The 17,384-nt window shown below is 73.7% G+C and carries 14 protein-coding genes; 8 read left to right on the forward strand and 6 right to left on the reverse strand.

The window, feature by feature from the left end; genetic code table 11:
- Positions 1-35 precede the first annotated feature (35 nt).
- Entirely contained in the window at positions 36-614 is a 579-nt protein-coding gene (locus tag ACZ52R_RS20715) for a GtrA family protein (protein ID WP_465753862.1), read from the forward strand.
- Between the two features lie 17 nt (positions 615-631).
- Entirely contained in the window at positions 632-1,846 is a 1,215-nt protein-coding gene (locus ACZ52R_RS20720; RefSeq protein WP_465753863.1) for an ROK family transcriptional regulator, read from the forward strand.
- Between the two features lie 147 nt (positions 1,847-1,993).
- Here ACZ52R_RS20720 and ACZ52R_RS20725 read toward each other — a convergent pair whose 3' ends face one another.
- A complete protein-coding gene (locus ACZ52R_RS20725) occupies positions 1,994-3,034 on the reverse strand; it encodes an ABC transporter permease (protein WP_465617598.1) in 1,041 nt (346 codons plus the stop codon).
- 126 nt (positions 3,035-3,160) lie between these two features.
- Here ACZ52R_RS20725 and ACZ52R_RS20730 point away from each other — a divergent pair, with 126 nt between their 5' ends.
- Together ACZ52R_RS20730 and ACZ52R_RS20735 are read left to right on the forward strand one after the other, a co-directional pair.
- The gene (locus ACZ52R_RS20730) at positions 3,161-3,610 is read left to right on the forward strand and encodes a MarR family winged helix-turn-helix transcriptional regulator (protein WP_465617599.1); all 450 of its coding nucleotides are present in this window, start codon (positions 3,161-3,163) and stop codon (positions 3,608-3,610) included.
- Positions 3,611-3,855: 245 nt separating this feature from the next.
- A complete protein-coding gene (locus ACZ52R_RS20735; RefSeq protein WP_465617780.1) occupies positions 3,856-5,352 on the forward strand; it encodes an MDR family MFS transporter in 1,497 nt (498 codons plus the stop codon).
- 110 nt (positions 5,353-5,462) lie between these two features.
- Here ACZ52R_RS20735 and ACZ52R_RS20740 read toward each other — a convergent pair whose 3' ends face one another.
- Complete coding sequence (locus tag ACZ52R_RS20740) at positions 5,463-5,711, reverse strand: hypothetical protein (RefSeq protein ID WP_360498572.1); 249 nt, start codon at positions 5,709-5,711, stop codon at positions 5,463-5,465.
- A 26-nt stretch (positions 5,712-5,737) separates the two neighbouring features.
- Positions 5,738-6,910, reverse strand: coding sequence for an inorganic phosphate transporter (locus ACZ52R_RS20745; protein WP_360498574.1), 1,173 nt, complete (start codon positions 6,908-6,910; stop codon positions 5,738-5,740).
- Positions 6,911-7,244: 334 nt separating this feature from the next.
- On the opposite strand from ACZ52R_RS20745, the gene ACZ52R_RS20750 reads away from it, so the two are divergent.
- The gene (locus ACZ52R_RS20750) at positions 7,245-8,792 is read left to right on the forward strand and encodes a C40 family peptidase (protein ID WP_465753864.1); all 1,548 of its coding nucleotides are present in this window, start codon (positions 7,245-7,247) and stop codon (positions 8,790-8,792) included.
- 97 nt (positions 8,793-8,889) lie between these two features.
- On the opposite strand, the gene ACZ52R_RS20755 is transcribed toward ACZ52R_RS20750, so the two are convergent.
- Positions 8,890-11,169 carry an FdhF/YdeP family oxidoreductase gene (locus ACZ52R_RS20755; protein ID WP_465617603.1) on the reverse strand — a complete coding sequence of 760 codons (2,280 nt, stop codon included), beginning with the start codon at positions 11,167-11,169 and terminating at the stop codon, positions 8,890-8,892.
- Between the two features lie 160 nt (positions 11,170-11,329).
- On the opposite strand from ACZ52R_RS20755, the gene ACZ52R_RS20760 reads away from it, so the two are divergent.
- Together ACZ52R_RS20760 and ACZ52R_RS20765 are read left to right on the forward strand one after the other, a co-directional pair.
- Entirely contained in the window at positions 11,330-13,255 is a 1,926-nt protein-coding gene (locus ACZ52R_RS20760) for a serine/threonine-protein kinase (RefSeq protein WP_465661146.1), read from the forward strand.
- Between the two features lie 283 nt (positions 13,256-13,538).
- Complete coding sequence (locus ACZ52R_RS20765) at positions 13,539-14,750, forward strand: serine/threonine-protein kinase (protein ID WP_465753865.1); 1,212 nt, start codon at positions 13,539-13,541, stop codon at positions 14,748-14,750.
- On the opposite strand, the gene ACZ52R_RS20770 is transcribed toward ACZ52R_RS20765, so the two are convergent.
- Positions 14,706-15,404, reverse strand: coding sequence for an MBL fold metallo-hydrolase (locus ACZ52R_RS20770; RefSeq protein WP_465617609.1), 699 nt, complete (start codon positions 15,402-15,404; stop codon positions 14,706-14,708). The two genes, ACZ52R_RS20765 and ACZ52R_RS20770, sit on opposite strands and share 45 nt — an antisense overlap.
- Positions 15,405-15,731: 327 nt before the next feature.
- Between ACZ52R_RS20770 and ACZ52R_RS20775 the strand changes: the two genes are divergently transcribed.
- A complete protein-coding gene (locus ACZ52R_RS20775) occupies positions 15,732-16,583 on the forward strand; it encodes a fumarylacetoacetate hydrolase family protein (RefSeq protein ID WP_465661142.1) in 852 nt (283 codons plus the stop codon).
- A gap of 38 nt (positions 16,584-16,621) precedes the next feature.
- Here the strand turns inward: ACZ52R_RS20775 and ACZ52R_RS20780 are convergent, their stop codons facing one another.
- Positions 16,622-17,377 (reverse strand): TetR/AcrR family transcriptional regulator, encoded by a 756-nt coding sequence (locus ACZ52R_RS20780; protein ID WP_465617613.1) that lies wholly within the window; start codon positions 17,375-17,377, stop codon positions 16,622-16,624.
- Between the last annotated feature and the right edge of the window lie 7 nt (positions 17,378-17,384).

Raw genomic sequence — 17,384 nt, forward strand, 5'->3', positions numbered from 1 at the left:
GGGCCGACGGCATCTCCGCGTGCGAGACTGCGGAGATGCCGTCCCCCACGCAGCGCGCGCTGGCCCGGGTGCCGGACCGGCTGCGCCCCTTCCTGGTGCGGCACCGCCGGCTGGTGAAGTTCCTGCTGGTCGGGGGCTCCTGCTTCGTGCTCACCATGGCGATCAACCTCCAGCTCAAGTTCACCGTGCTGCAGCACAAGCCGGTGATCGCGCTGACCGTCGCGACCGTGATCGCCACCGTCGTCTCGTACGTGCTGAACCGCAGCTGGGCCTTCCGGGCCGGCGGCCGGCAGCGTGAGGCCCTGCTGTTCTTCCTGGTCAGCGTGGTGGCGATCGGCGTCAACGACGTACCGCTGGCGATCTCCCGCTACGTCCTGGACCTGCGCGAGCCGTACATCAGCTCCTTCGCCCAGGAGGTCGCGGACTTCCTCAGCGGCATGGTCGTCGGCACCTTCGTCGCGATGCTGTTCCGCTTCTGGGCGATGCAGCGGTGGGTCTTCACCCGGCTCGCCGAGCACCCCGCCGAGCACCCCGGGGCCGAGGCCGCTCTGGTGAGGGCGGTGCCCCCGGAAGCCGGTTACGCTGCACCCGAGATGCCACGGGATGTGCCGTAAGGGGCGAGGTGAGCCTGATGCACGAACCGGACGGTGTCCGGACCGGGCCCGCCAGCCAGCAGGGCATGCGCCGGGCCAACCTGGCCCTGGTGCTCGGAGTGATCGCGAGCGGCCCGCGCTCGCGCGCCGAAGTGGCCGCCGAGACCGGACTGACCAGGGCCGCGGTCTCCTCGCTCGCCGAACAGCTGATCGCCGGCGGCCTGGTGGTCGAGGAGGGCCCCGCCGCACCCAGCGGCAAGGTCGGCCGCCCCGGCACCGCGCTCGGACTCAACCCGCTCGGGCCCGGCGGCCTCGGCGCCGAGATCGGTGTCCGGCACCTGGGCGCCTGCGTGGTCGACCTGCGCGGGGAGGTCCGCGCCGTTCGGCGTCAGGAGATCTCCAACCACGGCCGGGCACCCGCCGCCGTCATGGCCGACCTCGCCCGGCTGCTGCGCTCGGCCGTCACCGAGGCGGGCCTGCGCCCGGCCGGACTCACCCTGGCCGTCCCCGGCCTGGTCGGCGAATCCGGCGCGGTGCTGCAGCGGGCCGCCAACCTGGGCTGGCAGGACGTCCCGCTGGCCGCCGAACTGCGCGCCGCGCTGCGACCGGCCGCCGACGGCCTGGCCGAGCTGCCGGTCGAGGCCGACAACGAGGCCAACCTCGGCGGACTGGCCGAGCACTGGCTGGGCGACGGGGCGGAGGACTTCCTGTACGTCTCCGCCGAGGCCGGGGTCGGCGCGGCGATCATCGTCGGCGGGCGCCTGCTGCGCGGCGCGCGCGGCCACGCGGGCGAGTTCGGCCACGTGCCGGTCCACCCCGCGGGCCGCCGCTGCGCCTGCGGGGCGCACGGCTGCCTGGAGCAGTACGCGGGCGAGGCGGCGGTGCTGCGGGCGGCCGGCCTGACCGGCGCCCGGGGCGACTGGGTGACGCTGCTCGCCGACCGCGCCGAGGCCGGCGAGGAACCGGCCCGCGCGGCCCTGGCCGGCGCCGGGTCGGCGCTCGGCATCGCGGCCGCCGGCGCGGTCAACCTGCTGGACCCGGCCGAGGTCGTGCTGGGCGGCGGCTACGCCCGGCTGGCACCCTGGCTGCTCCCCGCCATGCGCGCCGAACTGGTTGCCCGGGTCACCGTCCGGCCGTGGGCCGAGGACCGGCTGACCGTCTCCCGGCTGGGCCGCCGCGGCCCGCTGCTGGGCGCGGCGGTGCGCGTCGTCCGCGCCGTCGTCGCCGACCCGGGGCTGCTCGCGGGCGGCTGACCCCCGGCTGGGACCACCCGCCCGGAACGGGCCGCGCCCCGGTGCCCGGTGCCCGGTGCCCGGAGCCCCGGTGCCGGAACGGGCCGAGCCCCCGGCCGGTGGGGCCGGGGGCTCGGTGCGGTGGGGGAGGACCGGGCCTCGGTGGCGTCAGGCCTCCGCGGCGGCGGGCTCGCGCTGCTCGGCGCGGGGGCCGCGCAGGACGGCCAGGAAGGCGATGCCGATGCCGACCAGCGCCCAGAGCACCAGGACCAGGATCGGCATCCCCAGGTTGGTCGAGCCGAAGTAGGCGATCGACTTGGTGGCGCCGGTGCCGGCGCCGTTCGGGATCACCGAGCCGATGGCCCGCCAGAACGGCGGCATCATCGGTGCCGGGTAGACGCCGCCCGCGCTCGGGTTGCCCAGGACGACGAAGACCAGCACCGCGAGGCCGATGCCGATGATCCCGAACAGGCACTGCAGCGCCATGGTGAAGGCGCCGACCGAGAAGACCACCAGGGCGCCGATGGCGGACAGGGAGAGGATCGAGCCGGGCAGCGCGTCCAGCACCGGTCCGGCGATGACCGTGCCGCCGATGCCGGCCGCGATCGAGTAGAGCGCCAGGACGCCCAGGCGGATCAGCAGGCGGTTCGCGTTGGCCGGCTTGGAGCCGGCGCTGATGCCGAGGATCGAGGCGACCAGGTAGCCGCCGACGCACCAGCCGATCACCAGGTAGAAGGAGGAGAGGCCGTTGGTGTCGCCCTTGGCGAGCGGCACGACGTCCTGGACCTTGACCGTACGGCCCTGGGTCTGGTCGATCGCGGTGGTGATGCTCTCGGCGGCCTTGGCCGCGGACGGACCGCGGGCGCCGCCGACCAGCAGGGTGTCCTCGGTGCCGTTCGGGTTCACGACCCACGCGGCGTAGATCTTCTGGTCCTTGATCTGCGCGGTCGCGGTCTCGGCGTCCGGCGCGGTGACGGCCTTGACGGCGTCGTTCGGGACCCCCTCCAGTGCCCCGATCAGCTTGGGGGCGACCTGCGGCGGGGCGACCACCGCGATGGAGAGGTTGTGCGGGGCGGGCTTGTGCAGCGCCCCGATGTAGGAGGTGATGAAGCCGAGCTGGAGCAGCAGCACTCCGATCACGAGCAGTGCCGCGCGCGGGGTGACCGCGCTCTTCAGTTCGGCGACGAAACCCTGCCCTGGGGCTGCCATCCACATCTCCTTGCGTATCGGGGAAAAACGGATCTTCCAGAACCAATACTTCATACCATGAAGTAGTTGGGTTGTCGTACCTCCCGTGTCGGATTCCGGCCGGTGCCGCTGGGCGATACTGGCGCGGTGAGCGACGAGGAAGCCCTGGTGGCGGTGGAGCGCGAGGTCGCGCTGATGTTCCGGCGGGGCCGGGCCGGAGTGGCCGAACTCTCACGCCGGGTGCACCCCGGACTGGAGGGCATGGCGTACAGCATGCTCGGCTACATCGAGCAGGCCGGCCGGGTCCGGGTGACCGACGTCGGCGTGCACTTCGCGGTGGGCAAGGCGACGGTGAGCCGGCAGATCCGCGCGTTGGAGGAACTCGGCCTGGTGGCCCGGGAGGCGGACCCGCTGGACCGCCGGGCCGCGCTGGTGTCGCTGACCGAGGACGGGCGACGGCGCTTCCTGGCCGCCCGGGACGTCCGGATGCGACGGGTGCGCGAGGTGATGGGCGGCTGGTCGCCGGAGGACGTGGTCCGCTTCGGGGAACTGCTGCACCGCTTCAACGACGTCCTGGGGGAGCCGGCGGCCGATTGAGCCGGGTGCCCGCTGAGCCGGGTGCCCGCTGAGTCGGGCGGCTGCGAGGGTGTGACCGGGGCCCGCGGTGCGGGCCTTTACTCGACCTTGAGGAAAGTTGCCTAATTCAACCATTTAGGCCTATGGTTGCTTAAGGCAACGAAGTTTCATGATGCGCGTATCCCGCACGCCTGCGCCGAAGGACCCAGATGACCGTGACCACCGAGGCCGCGAGCGGCACCGCCGCCGCCGCCGACAACCAACAGATGACCCACCGGCAGGTGATGGAGGCGCTCTCCGGCCTGCTGCTCGGCCTCTTCGTGGCCGTGCTCTCCTCGACCGTCGTCTCCAACGCCCTGCCGCACATCCTGGCCGACCTGCACGGCGGCCAGTCCGCCTACACCTGGGTGATCACCGCGGCCCTGCTCACCCTCACCGCCTCCACCCCGATCTGGGGCAAGCTCTCCGACCTCGCCAGCAAGAAGCTGCTGCTGCAGATCGCCCTGCTGATCTACATCGCGACCTCCGCGCTGGCCGGGCTCTCGCAGAACACCGGTGAACTGATCGCCTGCCGCGCGCTGCAGGGCGTCGGCGCGGGCGGTGTCGTCGCGCTGGGCCAGATCTGCCTGGCCGCGATGGTCCCGCCGCGCGAGCGCGGCCGGTACAGCGGCTACTTCGGTGCGGTCTTCGCGCTCGCCACCATCGGCGGCCCGCTGATCGGCGGCGTCATCGTGGACACCTCCTGGCTGGGCTGGCGCTGGTGCTTCTACGTCGGCATCCCGTTCGCGCTGGCCGCGATCCTGGTGGTCCAGCGCACCCTCAAGCTGCCGGTGGTCAAGCGCAAGGCGAAGATCGACTACCTCGGCGCGCTGGTCATCACCGCCGCGGTCAGCCTCCTGATGATCTGGATCACGCTGGCCGGCAAGAACTACGCCTGGCTGTCCTGGCAGACCGCGGCCATGGTCGGCGGCGGCCTGCTGCTGGGCGCGCTGGCCATCGTGGTCGAGCGCCGCGCCGCCGAGCCGATCATCCCGCCGGACCTCTTCAGGTACCGCACCGTCACCCTGGCCGCCATCGCCAGCGTGCTGGTCGGCGTCGGGATGTACGGCGCGACCACTTTCCTCAGCCAGTACTTCCAGCTGGCCCGCGCCAAGTCCCCGACCATGGCCGGCCTGATGACCCTGCCGATGATCCTCGGCCTGGCGGTCTCCTCCGCCGTGGCCGGCCGGCTCATCACCAAGTACGGCAAGTGGAAGGCCTACCTGGTCGCCGGCACCGCGCTGCTCGCGGTCGGCTTCGGCCTGCTCGGCACCGCCCGGGCCGACACCGACTACGTGCTGCTCTCCGTCTACATGGCGATCACCGGCGTCGGCCTCGGCCTGACCAGCCAGAACCTGGTGCTCGCGGTGCAGAACACGGTGCCCCGGCACGAACTCGGCGCGGCCAGCTCGGTGGTCACCTTCTTCCGCACCATGGGCGGCGCGATGGGCGTCTCCGCGCTGGGCGCGCTGATGACGAACAAGGTCGGCCACTACCTGGCGGAGAACCTGGCCGCCGCGCACATCCCTGCCGGACACGCGGCGGCCGGTGGCGGCATCCCGGACCTGCACAAGCTGCCGGCCCCGATCGTCCCGCTGGTCACGGACGCCTTCGGCCACGGCGTCGGAACCGTCTTCCTGTGGGCCGCCCCCTTCGCGGCACTGGCCTTCGTCACCGTGCTGTTCATCCGGGAGACCGTGCTGAAGACCACCCAGGAGAACTGACCGGCCAGGAGGACCTGCGGCGGGACAGCCGACCGGCAGTCGGGATACGCGAACGGGCCGGGGAGTGCGCAGGCACTCCCCGGCCCGTTGCGTCGGGCTTCGTACGGCCGCTAGTGGCCGGCGATCAGCATCAGTCCGTAGCCGACGGCCGCGGCGCAGACCGCGAAGCAGGCGTACGCGCCGGCCAGGGCCAGCTTGCCGCCGCCCGAGGCCGGGGCGCCGCCGTCACGGGCGGTGCTCAGCGCGGCCTCGCGGCGGGACAGCGCCAGGATGCCGAGCGCGAAGACGGCGACCACGGCGACGGTGATGCCGAAGCTGAAACCGGCGGTCTGGGCCAGGGCGTTCCACTTGATGTGCATGGTGAGTGCTCCTCAGCCGGCGGCGCTCAGGCCGCGACCGTGGTCGAGGCGGGGGTGGGGACGTTCGTGGTCGCCACGGTGGGGACCTCGACCGGCGTGACGTCGTTGACGTTGTCCGCGCCGACCGGCTGGCGGCGGGAGAGCAGCCACATCGCGCCCGAGCCGGCCACCAGCGCGGCGCCGACCACGGCGACGCCCCAGCTGCCCTGACGGGCCAGCAGGGCCGCGCCGCCGGAGACCAGGCCGGCGGCCGGCAGGGTCAGGCCCCAGGTGTAGACCATGCGGCGGACCATGCTCCAGCGCAGCTCGCCCTTCGGGCCGCCGAGGCCGGCGCCCATGATGCCGCCGGAGCAGACCTGGGTGGTGGAGAGGCCGAAGCCCATGTGCGAGGACGTCAGGATGACGGTCGCGGCGGCCGACTCGGAGGCGAAGCCCTGCGGCGGCCGGATGTCGGCCAGGCCCTTGCCCATCGAGCGGATGATCCGCCAGCCGCCCATGTAGGTGCCGAGCGCGATCGCGGCACCCGCGGAGACGATCACCCAGGTCGGGGGCAGCGCGCCGTGCGGCAGGGCGCCGACCGAGACCAGGGTCAGGGTGATGATGCCCATCGTCTTCTGGGCGTCATTGGTGCCGTGCGCCAGCGAGATCAGCGAGGACGAGAAGATCTGGCCGGTCTTGAAGCCCTTCTCGGTGGCCGCGGCGTTGCCCTTGCGGGTGATCGCGTAGGCCAGCTTGGTGGCGCCCCAGGAGGCCAGGCCGGCGACGAACGGGGAGGCGACCGCCGGGATGATGATCTTGGTGACCACGGTGTCGAAGTTGACGCCGTTCATGCCGACGCCGACGATCGTGGCGCCGATCAGGCCGCCGTACAACGCGTGCGAGGAACTGGACGGCAGGCCGCGCAGCCAGGTCAGCAGGTTCCACAGGATCGCTCCGGCCAGTGCGGCGAAGATGATCTCGGGGTGGACCCCGGCCTTCTCGTTGACGATGCCGCCAGAGATGGTGGTGGCGACCTTCACGGACAGGAACGCGCCCGCGAAGTTGAGCACGGCCGCGATGGTGACCGCGACCTTCGGACGAAGGGCCCCGGTCGCGATCGCGGTGGCGGCCGCGTTGGCGGTGTCGTGGAACCCGTTGGTGAAGTCGAAGGCGAGCGCCGTGATGATCACAACGGCTACCAGGAACGAGATGTGTTCCATACCCAAACAATCGTCGTAGTTGTCGCACGGACGTTGGTGACGTTCGCGACCGTAGGTCTACTTGGTAAACGGAAGGTTAACTGAGCCGGGACTCGTGGTTCCGATGGTTGACTGATGGTGATCAGAAGCTTTCTACAGGGTGACTTCGGCGCCGCTGAACTGGGCATTGGCGAAGAACACCCCGGTTCGACCGGGTTTGCTGAGAGCTGTCTCACACATCAATCGAGAATTAACCTCCCAGTCCGCGTGCGCCCTGTTTCCGACGAGTAACCCGTGGGAGGATCTGCGGGATCCGGGAGGCCGGGACAGGGCGCGGGGCGGGGAGGACCAACCCATGGGCGGGGCTGTACAGCGAACGGAGACGGCAGGCGTACGCCCCTGGGTGCGGGCGGCCCTGCGCTGCGGAGCCGTCCTCGCGGCAGCCGCACTCGCCCTGCCCGCCGCCGCCGGCGCCGCCTGGGCGGCACCCGACCCGGGGAGCGGCACGGTCGTCGCCGGCTCCGACCCGCTCGCCGCCGCCAAGGCCACCCTCGGCCCGCTGCTCGACCAGCTGCACACGCTCTACCAGAGCGCCGAGGCCGCCACCGAGCAGTACAACGGCACGGTGGCCAAGATCGCCGAACAGCAGGCCGCGCTCACCGACCTGCAGGGCCGGCTGGACCGCCAGCAGACCCAGGTCGACGCCGGCACCGACCTCGCCTCCCAGCTCGCCGCCGCGCAGTACCGCAACGGCGCCAGCTCCGCGTACGCCGAACTGCTGCTCGCCAAGGACCCGTACGAGGCCGTCACCATCGCCGAGTTGCTCGCCACCGCCAGCCGCTCGCAGTCGGAGTTCCTGGACCGGCTCAAGAGCGACCGGGACGCGCTCGACGGGCTGAAGAAGCAGACCGAGGAAGCGCTCAAGACCTCCCAGACCCTGGTCGCCCAGCAGGACGCCGCCAAGGCCAAGGTGGCCGCCGACCTCGCCTCGGTCGAGCAGGTGGTCTCCTCGCTGACCGGCGCGCAGCGGACCGAGCTGGAGCAGCTGGAGAAGGCGAAGGCCGACGAAGCGCAGCTCGCCTTCCTCGCCTCCGGAGCCCTCGGCAAGGGAGAGCGCACCCCCTCGCAGCAAGGGCGCGCAGCGGTGGCCTTCGCGCTGGCGCAGGTCGGCAAGCCGTACCTGTGGGGCGGCATCGGACCGGACTCCTTCGACTGCTCCGGCCTCACCTCGCAGGCCTGGCTGCACGCCGGGAAGCCGATCCCGCGCACCAGCCAGGAGCAGTGGGCGCAGCTGCCGCACGTGCCGCTGAACCAGCTGCGGCCCGGTGACCTGGTGGTCTACTTCCAGGACGCCTCGCACGTCGGGATGTACATCGGCGGCGGGCTGATCGTGCAGGCGCCGCGGCCGGGGGCGTTCATCAAGGTGTCGCCGATCGGCTCGATGGCGATCCTCGGGGCCGTCCGGCCGGACCCGTCCGGTGCCGCGGACGACGCGGGCGGCGTCTGGAAGGTGCCCGACCTGCCGGCCGGCTGGGACTCCGTGACGCCGATCGCGCCGAGCCCGGCCAAGCCCGCGCCGACTCCGCCGCCGACCGGCGGCCCGACCCCGCCGCCGGTCACCCCGGGCGAGCCCACCGGCACGCCCACCACACCGACCACGCCGACCACCCCGGGCGGGACCGGCGCCCCGACCGAGCCGGGGACGCCGTCGGGCACCGGCACGCCGACTCCGACGCAGACCCCCACCGGCACCCCGACCGGGACGCCGACCGGCACCCCGGCCACGCCCACCCCGACCGGAACGGGCACCCCGACCGGCACCCCGAGCAAGACGGGCTCGGCCACCGCCTCCGCCCCGGGCAGCGCCACCGCGACGCTGCCGCTCGGCACGCCGACGCACTGACCCGGCTGCCCGACAGGCCCGACAGGCCCGACAGGCCCGACAGGAAGGCCGCCCGACGTCCGATGACGTGGGGCGGCCTTCCTGTCGTTCGGCGGGGTTACTCGCCGGTGTCGGGGGCGAAGCGGATGACGACGGCCTTGGAGGTCGGGGTGTTGCTGATGTCGGCGGTGGAGTCCAGCGGGACCAGGACGTTGGTCTCCGGGTAGTAGGCCGCCGCTCCGCCACGGGCGACGGGGTAGTGGACGACACGGAAGTGCGGGGCGCGGCGTTCGACGCCGTCCTTCCACTCGCTGACCAGGTCGACGTATCGGCCTTCGGTGAGGCCCAGTTCGGCGGCGTCGGCGGGGTTGACCAGGACCACGCGGCGACCGCCCTTGATGCCGCGGTAGCGGTCGTCGAGGCCGTAGATGGTGGTGTTGTACTGGTCGTGGGAGCGCAGGGTCTGCAGGAGGAGACGGCCCGGCGGGACCTCGGGGGCGGTCAGCGGGTTGACGGTGAAGTTGGCCTTGCCGGTCGCGGTGGGGAAGGTGCGCGAGTCGCGGGGGCCGTGCGGGAGGGTGAAGCCGCCGGGGCGGCGGACCTTCTCGTTGTAGTCCGTGAAGCCCGGGACGACGCGGGCGATCCGGGCGCGCAGGGTGTCGTAGTCGGTGGCGAAGTCCTCCCACGGCACGGTGTCCCGCGGGCCGAGGACGGTGCGGGCGAGGCGGCAGACGATCGCGGTCTCGGAGAGCAGGCCGGGCGCGGGCGGGCGCAGGCCGCCGCGGGAGGCGTGGACCTGGCCCATCGAGTCCTCGACGCTGACGAACTGGGCGCCGGCGCCGGTGACGTCCCGGTCGGTGCGTCCGAGGGTGGGCAGGATCAGGGCGCGGGCGCCGGTGACCACGTGCGAGCGGTTGAGCTTGGTGGAGACGTGGACGGTCAGCCGGCAGCGGCGCATCGCGGCCTCGGTGACCTCGGTGTCCGGGGTGGCCGCGACGAAGTTGCCGCCCATCGCGAAGAAGACCTTGACCTTGCCGTCGCGCATCGCGCGGATGGTGTCCACCGAGTCGAGACCGTGCTCGCGCGGCGGCTCGAAGCCGAACTCGTTCTCCAGCGCGTCGAGGAAGGCCTTGCTCGGGCGCTCGAAGATGCCCATCGTCCGGTCGCCCTGGACGTTGCTGTGCCCGCGCACCGGGCAGACCCCGGCGCCGGGACGGCCGACGTTGCCGCGCAGCAGCAGGAAGTTGACCACCTCGCGGATGGTGGGGACGGCGTGCTTGTGCTGGGTGAGGCCCATCGCCCAGCAGACGATGATCTTCTTCGAGCTCAGCACCAGGCGGCCGAGCTCCTCGATCTGCTCCCAGGGCAGGCCGGTCGCGGCGAGCACCTCGTCCCGGTCGGTCTTCCGGGCCTGGGCCTCGAACTCCTCAAAGCCGTGGCAGTGTTCGGCGACGAAGGCCTCGTCGACGCCGTCCTGCTCCACGACGATCCGGTTGAGCGCGCGGAACAGCGCGAGGTCGCCGCCGAGGCGGATCTGCAGGAAGAGGTCGGTCAGCTTGGTGCCGTGGCCGACCAGGCCCCGGGCGTTCTGCGGGTTCTTGAACCGCTCCAGGCCCGCCTCCGGCAGCGGGTTCACGCTGACGATGGTGGCGCCGGCCCGCTTGGCGCGCTCCAGGGCGGAGAGCATCCGGGGGTGGTTGGTGCCCGGATTCTGGCCGGCCACGATGATCAGGTCGGCCTGGTAGAGGTCCTTGAGGCTGACGCTGCCCTTGCCGACGCCGAGCGTCTCGGTGAGCGCCGAGCCGGAGGACTCGTGGCACATGTTGGAGCAGTCCGGCAGGTTGTTGGTGCCGAGCCGGCGGGCGAACAGCTGGTACGCGAACGCGGCCTCGTTGCTGGTGCGGCCGGAGGTGTAGAAGGCGGCGCCGTCCGGGGTGTCCAGGGCGCGCAGCTCCTCGGCGATCAGCGCGAAGGCGTCGTCCCAGGAGACCGGCGTGTAGTGGGTGGCGCCCTCGTCGAGCAGCATCGGCTGGGTGAGCCGGCCCTGCTGGCCGAGCCAGTAGCCGGAGCGCTCGGCCAGGTCGGCGACCGGGTGGGCGGCGAAGAACTCGGCGCGGATCCGGCGCTCGGTGGCCTCCTCGGCGACGGCCTTGGCGCCGTTCTCGCAGAACTCGGCGGTGTGCGTCTTGTCCGGCTCCGGCCAGGCGCAGCCCGGGCAGTCGAAGCCGTTCGGCTGGTTGACCTTGAGCAGGGTGGCGAGGGTGCGGCGGGCGCCCATCTGCTCGGCGGCCATCCGCAGGCTGTGGCCGACGGCGGGCAGCCCGGCGGCCGCGTGCTGGGGCGCGGACACCTCGGGGGCGTCCTGCGCCGGGTCGCTCTGCGGGGCCTGCTTGGCCATGACCGGTCTCCTCGGCTCTGCTGGATCCGGCCGTACCGCCGGGGCCGCCGCTCCGTCGCGGGGCTCGGTGTCCATCCTTCCACCTGGCCGTGGGCGGGGGGAGGGGCGGTGGACGGCGTCGGTAGAGTCCTGTCCGTCATGGCGGATGGGGGAGGGGCGCGTGCGCGTGGGTGACGTCCTGGACGGCCGGTACGAGCTGGTGGAGAAGCTCGGTCAGGGCGGGTTCGGAGTGGTGTGGCGGGCCCAGGACACCCGGATGCGGCGGCCGGTGGCGGTCAAGGTCATCGGGCACCACGGCGGGGACCAGGCGAAGGCGGCCCTGCGGTTCGTGCGGGAGGCCTGCGCGGCCGGCAACCTGTCGCACCCGCACATCGTCACCGTGCACGACCTCGGCCAGTGCGAGGTCGGCGACCGGGAGGTCACCTTCCTGGTGATGGAGCTGCTCACCGGCCGCACCCTGACCGAGGTGCTGCGCGAGGGGCTGCCCGAACCCGCGCTCAGCCTGCGTTGGGGGCGGCAGATCAGCGGCGCGCTGGCGGCCGCGCACGACGCGGGCATGGTGCACCGGGACATCAAGCCGGACAACGTGATGATCACCGACGCCGGGCACCTCAAGGTGCTGGACTTCGGCATCGCCCAGCTGGACGCCGGCGCCGGCGGGCTGACCACCACCGGGACGATCGTCGGCAGCCCGGCGTACATGGCGCCCGAGCGGTGGACCGGCGGCCGGGTGGACGGCCGGGCGGACCTGTACGCGCTCGGCTGCGTACTGGTCGAACTCTTCACCGGGGCACGGCCGTTCGGCGGGGACTCGACGCCGGTGCTGATGTACCAGCACCTCAACGAGGCGCCCCCGGCGCTGGACCCGGCGCAGTTCGGGCTGCCGCCGCAGGTGGCCGGGCTGGTCGCGGAGCTGCTGGCGAAGGACCCGGCGGACCGGCCGGCGGATGCCCGGACCGTCGAGCGGCGGCTGGCGGAACTGGCCGCGGCGCCGGGTGGCGGGGCGGGCGCGGTGGTGGCGGTGCCGACGGTGGTGGACCGGGCCGTGGCTGCGGCTGCGCCTGTGGCTGAGCCGGTTGGGCCGGTCGCCGTGGTGCCGCCCGTGCCGGTCGCGGTGGGGCCGGTGGTGCCGCCCGTGCCGACCGCTCCGCCCGTCGTGCCCCCGGTTGCGCCGCCCGCCGCACCCCCGTCCGCCCCGCCCGCCGCACCGCCCGTCGTGCCGGGCGCGGCTCCGTCGGTGCTGTCGCCGCTGACCACGCCGCCGGTGCTCGCCGCGCCGCCGCCCGACGCCGTACGGGCCGCGCTGCGCGAGCGGCGGTCGGCCGCGTACCGGGCGGCGACGGCCGGGGAGTCGGCAATGCAGCTGCAGGCGGTCGCCCAGGAGTGCGTGACCGCGCTCGGCGCGAGCGACCGGGACACCCTGTGCACCTGGCGGGACTTCACCTGGTACCTCAGCCGGGCCGGGGACCTGGACGGCGCGATCCGGCTGCTGACCAGCGTGGTGGACGACATGCGCTCGGCGCTCGGCCCGCTCGACCCCGACACCCTCGGCGCCCGCTACCACCTGGTGTGGTGCGTCGGCGAGAGCGGCGCGGCGGTCACCGCGATCCGGCTGCTGAGCGGGCTGCTGCCCGATTTGCACGCCGTCTGGGGCCCGCACGACACCCGCGTCCTGAAGGCCCGGCACGACCTCGCGGTGCACCGGGCCAACCGGGACGACCTGCAGGGCGCCGTGCTCGAGCTGCACGGGCTGCTGCCCGACCTCGCCCGGGTGCTGGGCGAGCACCACCCGAGCACCGTCCAGGCCTGGCAGGACCTGGCCGGCTACCAGCAGCGGCTCGCCGGTGCGGGCCGCAGGGCCGCGGGCAGCCCGCACCGGCGCCGGGCGCCGAGGATCAGCCCGATGGAGGCGCTGGCCCTGGTGCGGCGGCTGCGGGTCTGGGACTTCGCCACCGACGAGGAGGCCCGGGCCTGCATGGACGCGCTGGACCGCGGGATCGGCCTGAAGGGCGTCGCGGACGTGGTGTTCGACGCGCCGGACCACGTCTCGGACGAGGACCTGGTGGAGGAGATCTTCGGGCCGTGACCCGCCGGCGCACGCTCGCTCACGCCGCCGCCCGGGGCCGGGTCGAGCAGCCGGCCGTCGGCGGGGCGACGGTGAGCGTACGGGCAGCTGCTCAGGCGCCGGAGCCCGGACAACGAGGCCGTGCGGTCCTCCGGGATCACCCCGCCCGGCCCGCCCGGGCCCGAGCCGTAGCGAGATCCGGAAGATCCGGCCCGGGCTCGTTCACCCGTTCGTCCCCGCCCGCCGCTATGGTGACCCCTCCGACGGTGAACGCCGAGCGGGCGCGGTCGAGTTGGGGGAGGACATGGACAAGGGCGAGGTGCTCGGCGGTCGCTTCCGACTGGAGGAGCGGCTGGGCCGGGGCGGCTTCGGCGTGGTCTGGCGGGCGACCGACACGACCATCAACCGGCAGGTCGCGGTCAAGGTGCTGCTCGCCGAGCACGCCGCCGACCGGGAGGCGGTCAGCCGGTTCGTCCGCGAGGCCAAGACGGCGGGCGGCCTCAACAACCCGCACATCGTCACCGTGTACGACTACGGGTGGACCGCGGCCGGCTCCGGGAAGATCCCGTACCTGGTGATGGAGCTGGTCCGCGGCCGGGCACTGTCCGAGGTGCTCAAGGACGGCCTGCCGGACCACGCGAAGGCGCTGCGCTGGATGCGGCACGTCTGCAAGGCGCTGGACGCCGCGCACCGCTCGGGCATCGTCCACCGGGACATCAAGCCCGAGAACGTGATGATCGTGACGGAGGGGGAGCGGGCCAAGGTCCTGGACTTCGGCATCGCCCGACTGGTCACCCAGACCGTCCGGCTCACCTCCACCGGCAACGTGATCGGCACCGTCCCGTACCTCGCGCCCGAGTGCTGGTCCGGCGGCACCGTGGACGGCCGGGCCGACCTCTACGCACTCGGCGTCATGCTGTACGAGATCTGCACCGGCGGGCGGCCGTTCCGCGCCACCTCCGCCGCCGAGTACATGTACAAGCACCTGGAGGAGGTCCCGCCCCGGGTGCGCAGCAAGGACCCGGCGGTGGCCGAACTGGTCGCCCAACTGCTCGCCAAGCGGCCCGAGGACCGGCCCTCCGGCGCCGCCGAGGTGCTGGAGCGGCTGCGCGCGGTCCGGCCGGGGGTGCTGCGCCCGGACGACCCCAGCCCGGAGCAGCTGCGCCGGCGGGCCGACCGGGCCTGGCAGCACGGCGCGGCGGGCGAGCCGGCCGAGGCGGTGGAAATCCTCACCGGTCTCGTCCCGGACTTCGCCCGGATCTGCGGCCCGACCGACCCGCGCACCCTGCGCACCTGCCACGACCTGGCCCTCTGGCTGGCCCGGGACGGCAGCCCGGGCACGGCCGTCGCCCTGCTGGACGAGCTGACGCAGGTGCCGGGCGCCGCCCCGCAGGCCCGGGCCGACGCGCTGCGCGACCTCGCGCACTGGCAGCGGGAGGTCACCCGGCTCGGCCCGGGCCTGCCGCGCGCGCTAAGCCTGGGGGTGCTGCTCGGCGGCGACGCGCAGGGCGGCTGAGGCGCCCTCGGCGATCGGGTCGCCGTGCCCGAACACGACCGTCTCCACCGGCAGTGCGGCCAGCCGGTGGAAGGAGGCCAGCGCCCGGGCCGGGTCGGTGTGGAACACGCCGGGCCGCAGATTGCCCTGGACGTTGGACACCAGGTCCCCGGTGAACAGCACGCCGGGCCCGGGTAGGTGGAGGGCGATGCTGCCGTCGGTGTGGCCCGGCACGTGCAGGACCACCGCGCCGCCGCCGGTGTCCAGCACGTCCCCGTCCTCGACCTCGCGGTGCACCGGGCAGGGCTCGGCGGGCGGGATCGGCGGCAGGCCGTCCCACAACTGCTGCTCGAACGGACTCAGCACCGGCGGCGCGGCCGGCTGCTCGCGCCGGATCACCGGCGCCTCGATCCGGTGCGCCACCACTTCGGCGCCCCAGCGGCGGGCGAGTTCGGCGGCCGAGCCGGTGTGGTCCTCGTGGTGGTGGGTGAGCACGATCCGGCGCAGCGCGGCCGGGTCCGGCCCGACGGCGCGGACGGCCTTCTCGATGGCGTCGGCCGAGTCGGCGATGCCGGTGTCGACCAGGGTCAGGCCGTGTTCGTCCCGCCACAGGTAGGCGGTGCCGAACTCCAGGGTGATCATGTGCAACTCGTCGCGTACCCGGGTGATCTCCATGGTCCGGATCCTGCGCGCCGCGCCGCCGCGGCACGCCCGCGTTCGCCCTGGGCGTGCGGGTGTTCGCCACAGGCGAAGCCGTTCGTGGCCGCCGGGTGGGGAGCGTGGGGTGGGGACCGTGGGGTGGCGACCGTCTTCGGCGGCGGTCCGGTGTCAACCGTGCGTGCACCCGAGCCGGGGCCCGGGCCGCGACGGGAATCGGGAGGATTTCGCCCATCGGGACGGTCTGGTCCCCCCACCCCGCGCGTTGGTATACCTCGTTGCCAGACTCGGGAGCGGTGTCCGTACCGCCCCGGTGAGCTGCGACGAAAGGCTGGTGACGGATCGATGAAGCTCCTTCGCGTCGGACCCCCGGGCGCCGAGCGCCCGGTCGTGCTGGGTGAGGACGGCACCGCGTACGACCTCTCCGGGCGGGCCCGTGACCTCGACGGGGCCTTCCTGGCCGGGCTGGACCCGGCCGCGCTGGCCCGGGACGTGGCCGCCGGCGTCCTGCCGGTGGTGGACCTGGCCGGGCAGCGCGTGGGCGCGCCGGTGGCCCGGCCGGGCAAGGTGGTCGGCATCGGGCTCAACTACCGCGACCACGCGGCCGAGGCCGGGGCCGCGATCCCGGACGAGCCGGTGATCTTCCTCAAGCCGAGCTCCACGGTGGTCGGCCCGTACGACGAGGTGCTGGTGCCGCGCGGCGGCGAGAAGACCGACTACGAGGCCGAGCTGGCCGTGGTGATCGGCCGTACCGCCCGCTACCTGGACTCGCACGCCGAGGCGGCCGCGGTGATCGCCGGCTACACGATCGCCAACGACGTCACCGAGCGGGCCTTCCAGTTCGAGCGCGGCGGCCAGTGGGACAAGGGCAAGTCGGCGGAGACCTTCACGCCGCTCGGGCCCTGGCTGGTCACCGCCGACGAGGTGGCGGACCCGCAGGACCTGTCGCTGAGGCTCTGGGTCAACGGCGAGCAGCGGCAGCACGGCAGCACCGCCGAAATGATCTTCCCGGTGCTCGAACTGGTCCGCTACGCCAGCCGGTTCATGGTGCTGGAGCCCGGCGACGTGATCGTCACCGGCACCCCGGCCGGGGTCACCCTGGGCCGCCCCGGCACACCGTTCCTCGCCCCGGGCGACGTCGTCGAGATCGAGATCGACGGCCTCGGCCGCCAGCGCCAGGTCCTCGGCAAGGCGTAGCCCCGCGCAGCCCCGACCCTTGGCACGGGGGTCGGGCCCTACCGCGCCGCCAGCACCTCGCGCAGCCGCTCCGCCCGCGGCGCCTGCGGGCCCTCCAGCGCGAGCAGCCCCGCCAGCACCTGCGCCGTCTGCGGATCGTGCAGCGCCGTCGCCGCCGCCATCGCGGTGAACTGGTCCACCAGCCAGTCGCGCAGCCCGGCCACCGGCAGCGCGCGCCCCTCGTCCAGCCAGCTCAGCGACGCGCCCTCGACCACCGCGATCCACGAGCGCACCAGCAGCGTCAGCCGCGGACCGGCCTCCCGCACGCCCAGGTGGCGCAGCGTCCGCCGCAGCGCGGCCCGCCGGACGTCGTCCACGATCGCCGAGGTGCGGGCCGTCTCCACCACCGAGCCGCCGCGCAGCAGCGCCGAGTAGCCCGCGTCGTGCTCGGCGACGAAGGCGAAGTAGCCGTCCAGCACGGCCGCCAGCTGCTCGGACGGCGTTCCGGCCAGCGGGACGGCGAAGCGGCTGGTCAGTTCGTCGGCCGCGGTGCGCAGCGCGGCCTCGTACAACTGCTGCTTGCCGCCCGCGAAGTAGCGGTAGACCAGCGGCCGGGAGGCTCCGGCGGCTTCGGCGACGTCGTCCAGGCTCACCTCCTCGGGCGGTCGGCGGGCGAACAGCTCCAGGGCGACCGCGATCAGCTGCTCGCGCCGCTGCTGGACCGGCAGCCGCCGGTAGCCGGTGCGGCGCGGGCGCGCGTCGGGGACGGCCGGGGCGGGCACCTGGTCGGATGCCGAGGTGGGGCGGGCTTCCATGGCCGTC

Source organism: Kitasatospora sp. NPDC034023, from assembly GCF_055575795.1.

Coding starts and splice junctions, on each gene's coding strand:
- ACZ52R_RS20715 (WP_465753862.1), top strand. CDS start 36: ATGCCGTCCCCCACGCAGCGCGCGCTGGCCCGGGTGCCGGACCGGCTG.
- ACZ52R_RS20720 (WP_465753863.1), top strand. CDS start 632: ATGCACGAACCGGACGGTGTCCGGACCGGGCCCGCCAGCCAGCAGGGC.
- ACZ52R_RS20725 (WP_465617598.1), bottom strand. CDS start 3,034: ATGGCAGCCCCAGGGCAGGGTTTCGTCGCCGAACTGAAGAGCGCGGTC.
- ACZ52R_RS20735 (WP_465617780.1), top strand. CDS start 3,856: ATGACCCACCGGCAGGTGATGGAGGCGCTCTCCGGCCTGCTGCTCGGC.
- ACZ52R_RS20740 (WP_360498572.1), bottom strand. CDS start 5,711: ATGCACATCAAGTGGAACGCCCTGGCCCAGACCGCCGGTTTCAGCTTC.
- ACZ52R_RS20745 (WP_360498574.1), bottom strand. CDS start 6,910: ATGGAACACATCTCGTTCCTGGTAGCCGTTGTGATCATCACGGCGCTC.
- ACZ52R_RS20750 (WP_465753864.1), top strand. CDS start 7,245: ATGGGCGGGGCTGTACAGCGAACGGAGACGGCAGGCGTACGCCCCTGG.
- ACZ52R_RS20755 (WP_465617603.1), bottom strand. CDS start 11,169: ATGGCCAAGCAGGCCCCGCAGAGCGACCCGGCGCAGGACGCCCCCGAG.
- ACZ52R_RS20765 (WP_465753865.1), top strand. CDS start 13,539: ATGGACAAGGGCGAGGTGCTCGGCGGTCGCTTCCGACTGGAGGAGCGG.
- ACZ52R_RS20770 (WP_465617609.1), bottom strand. CDS start 15,404: ATGGAGATCACCCGGGTACGCGACGAGTTGCACATGATCACCCTGGAG.
- ACZ52R_RS20775 (WP_465661142.1), top strand. CDS start 15,732: ATGAAGCTCCTTCGCGTCGGACCCCCGGGCGCCGAGCGCCCGGTCGTG.
- ACZ52R_RS20780 (WP_465617613.1), bottom strand. CDS start 17,377: ATGGAAGCCCGCCCCACCTCGGCATCCGACCAGGTGCCCGCCCCGGCC.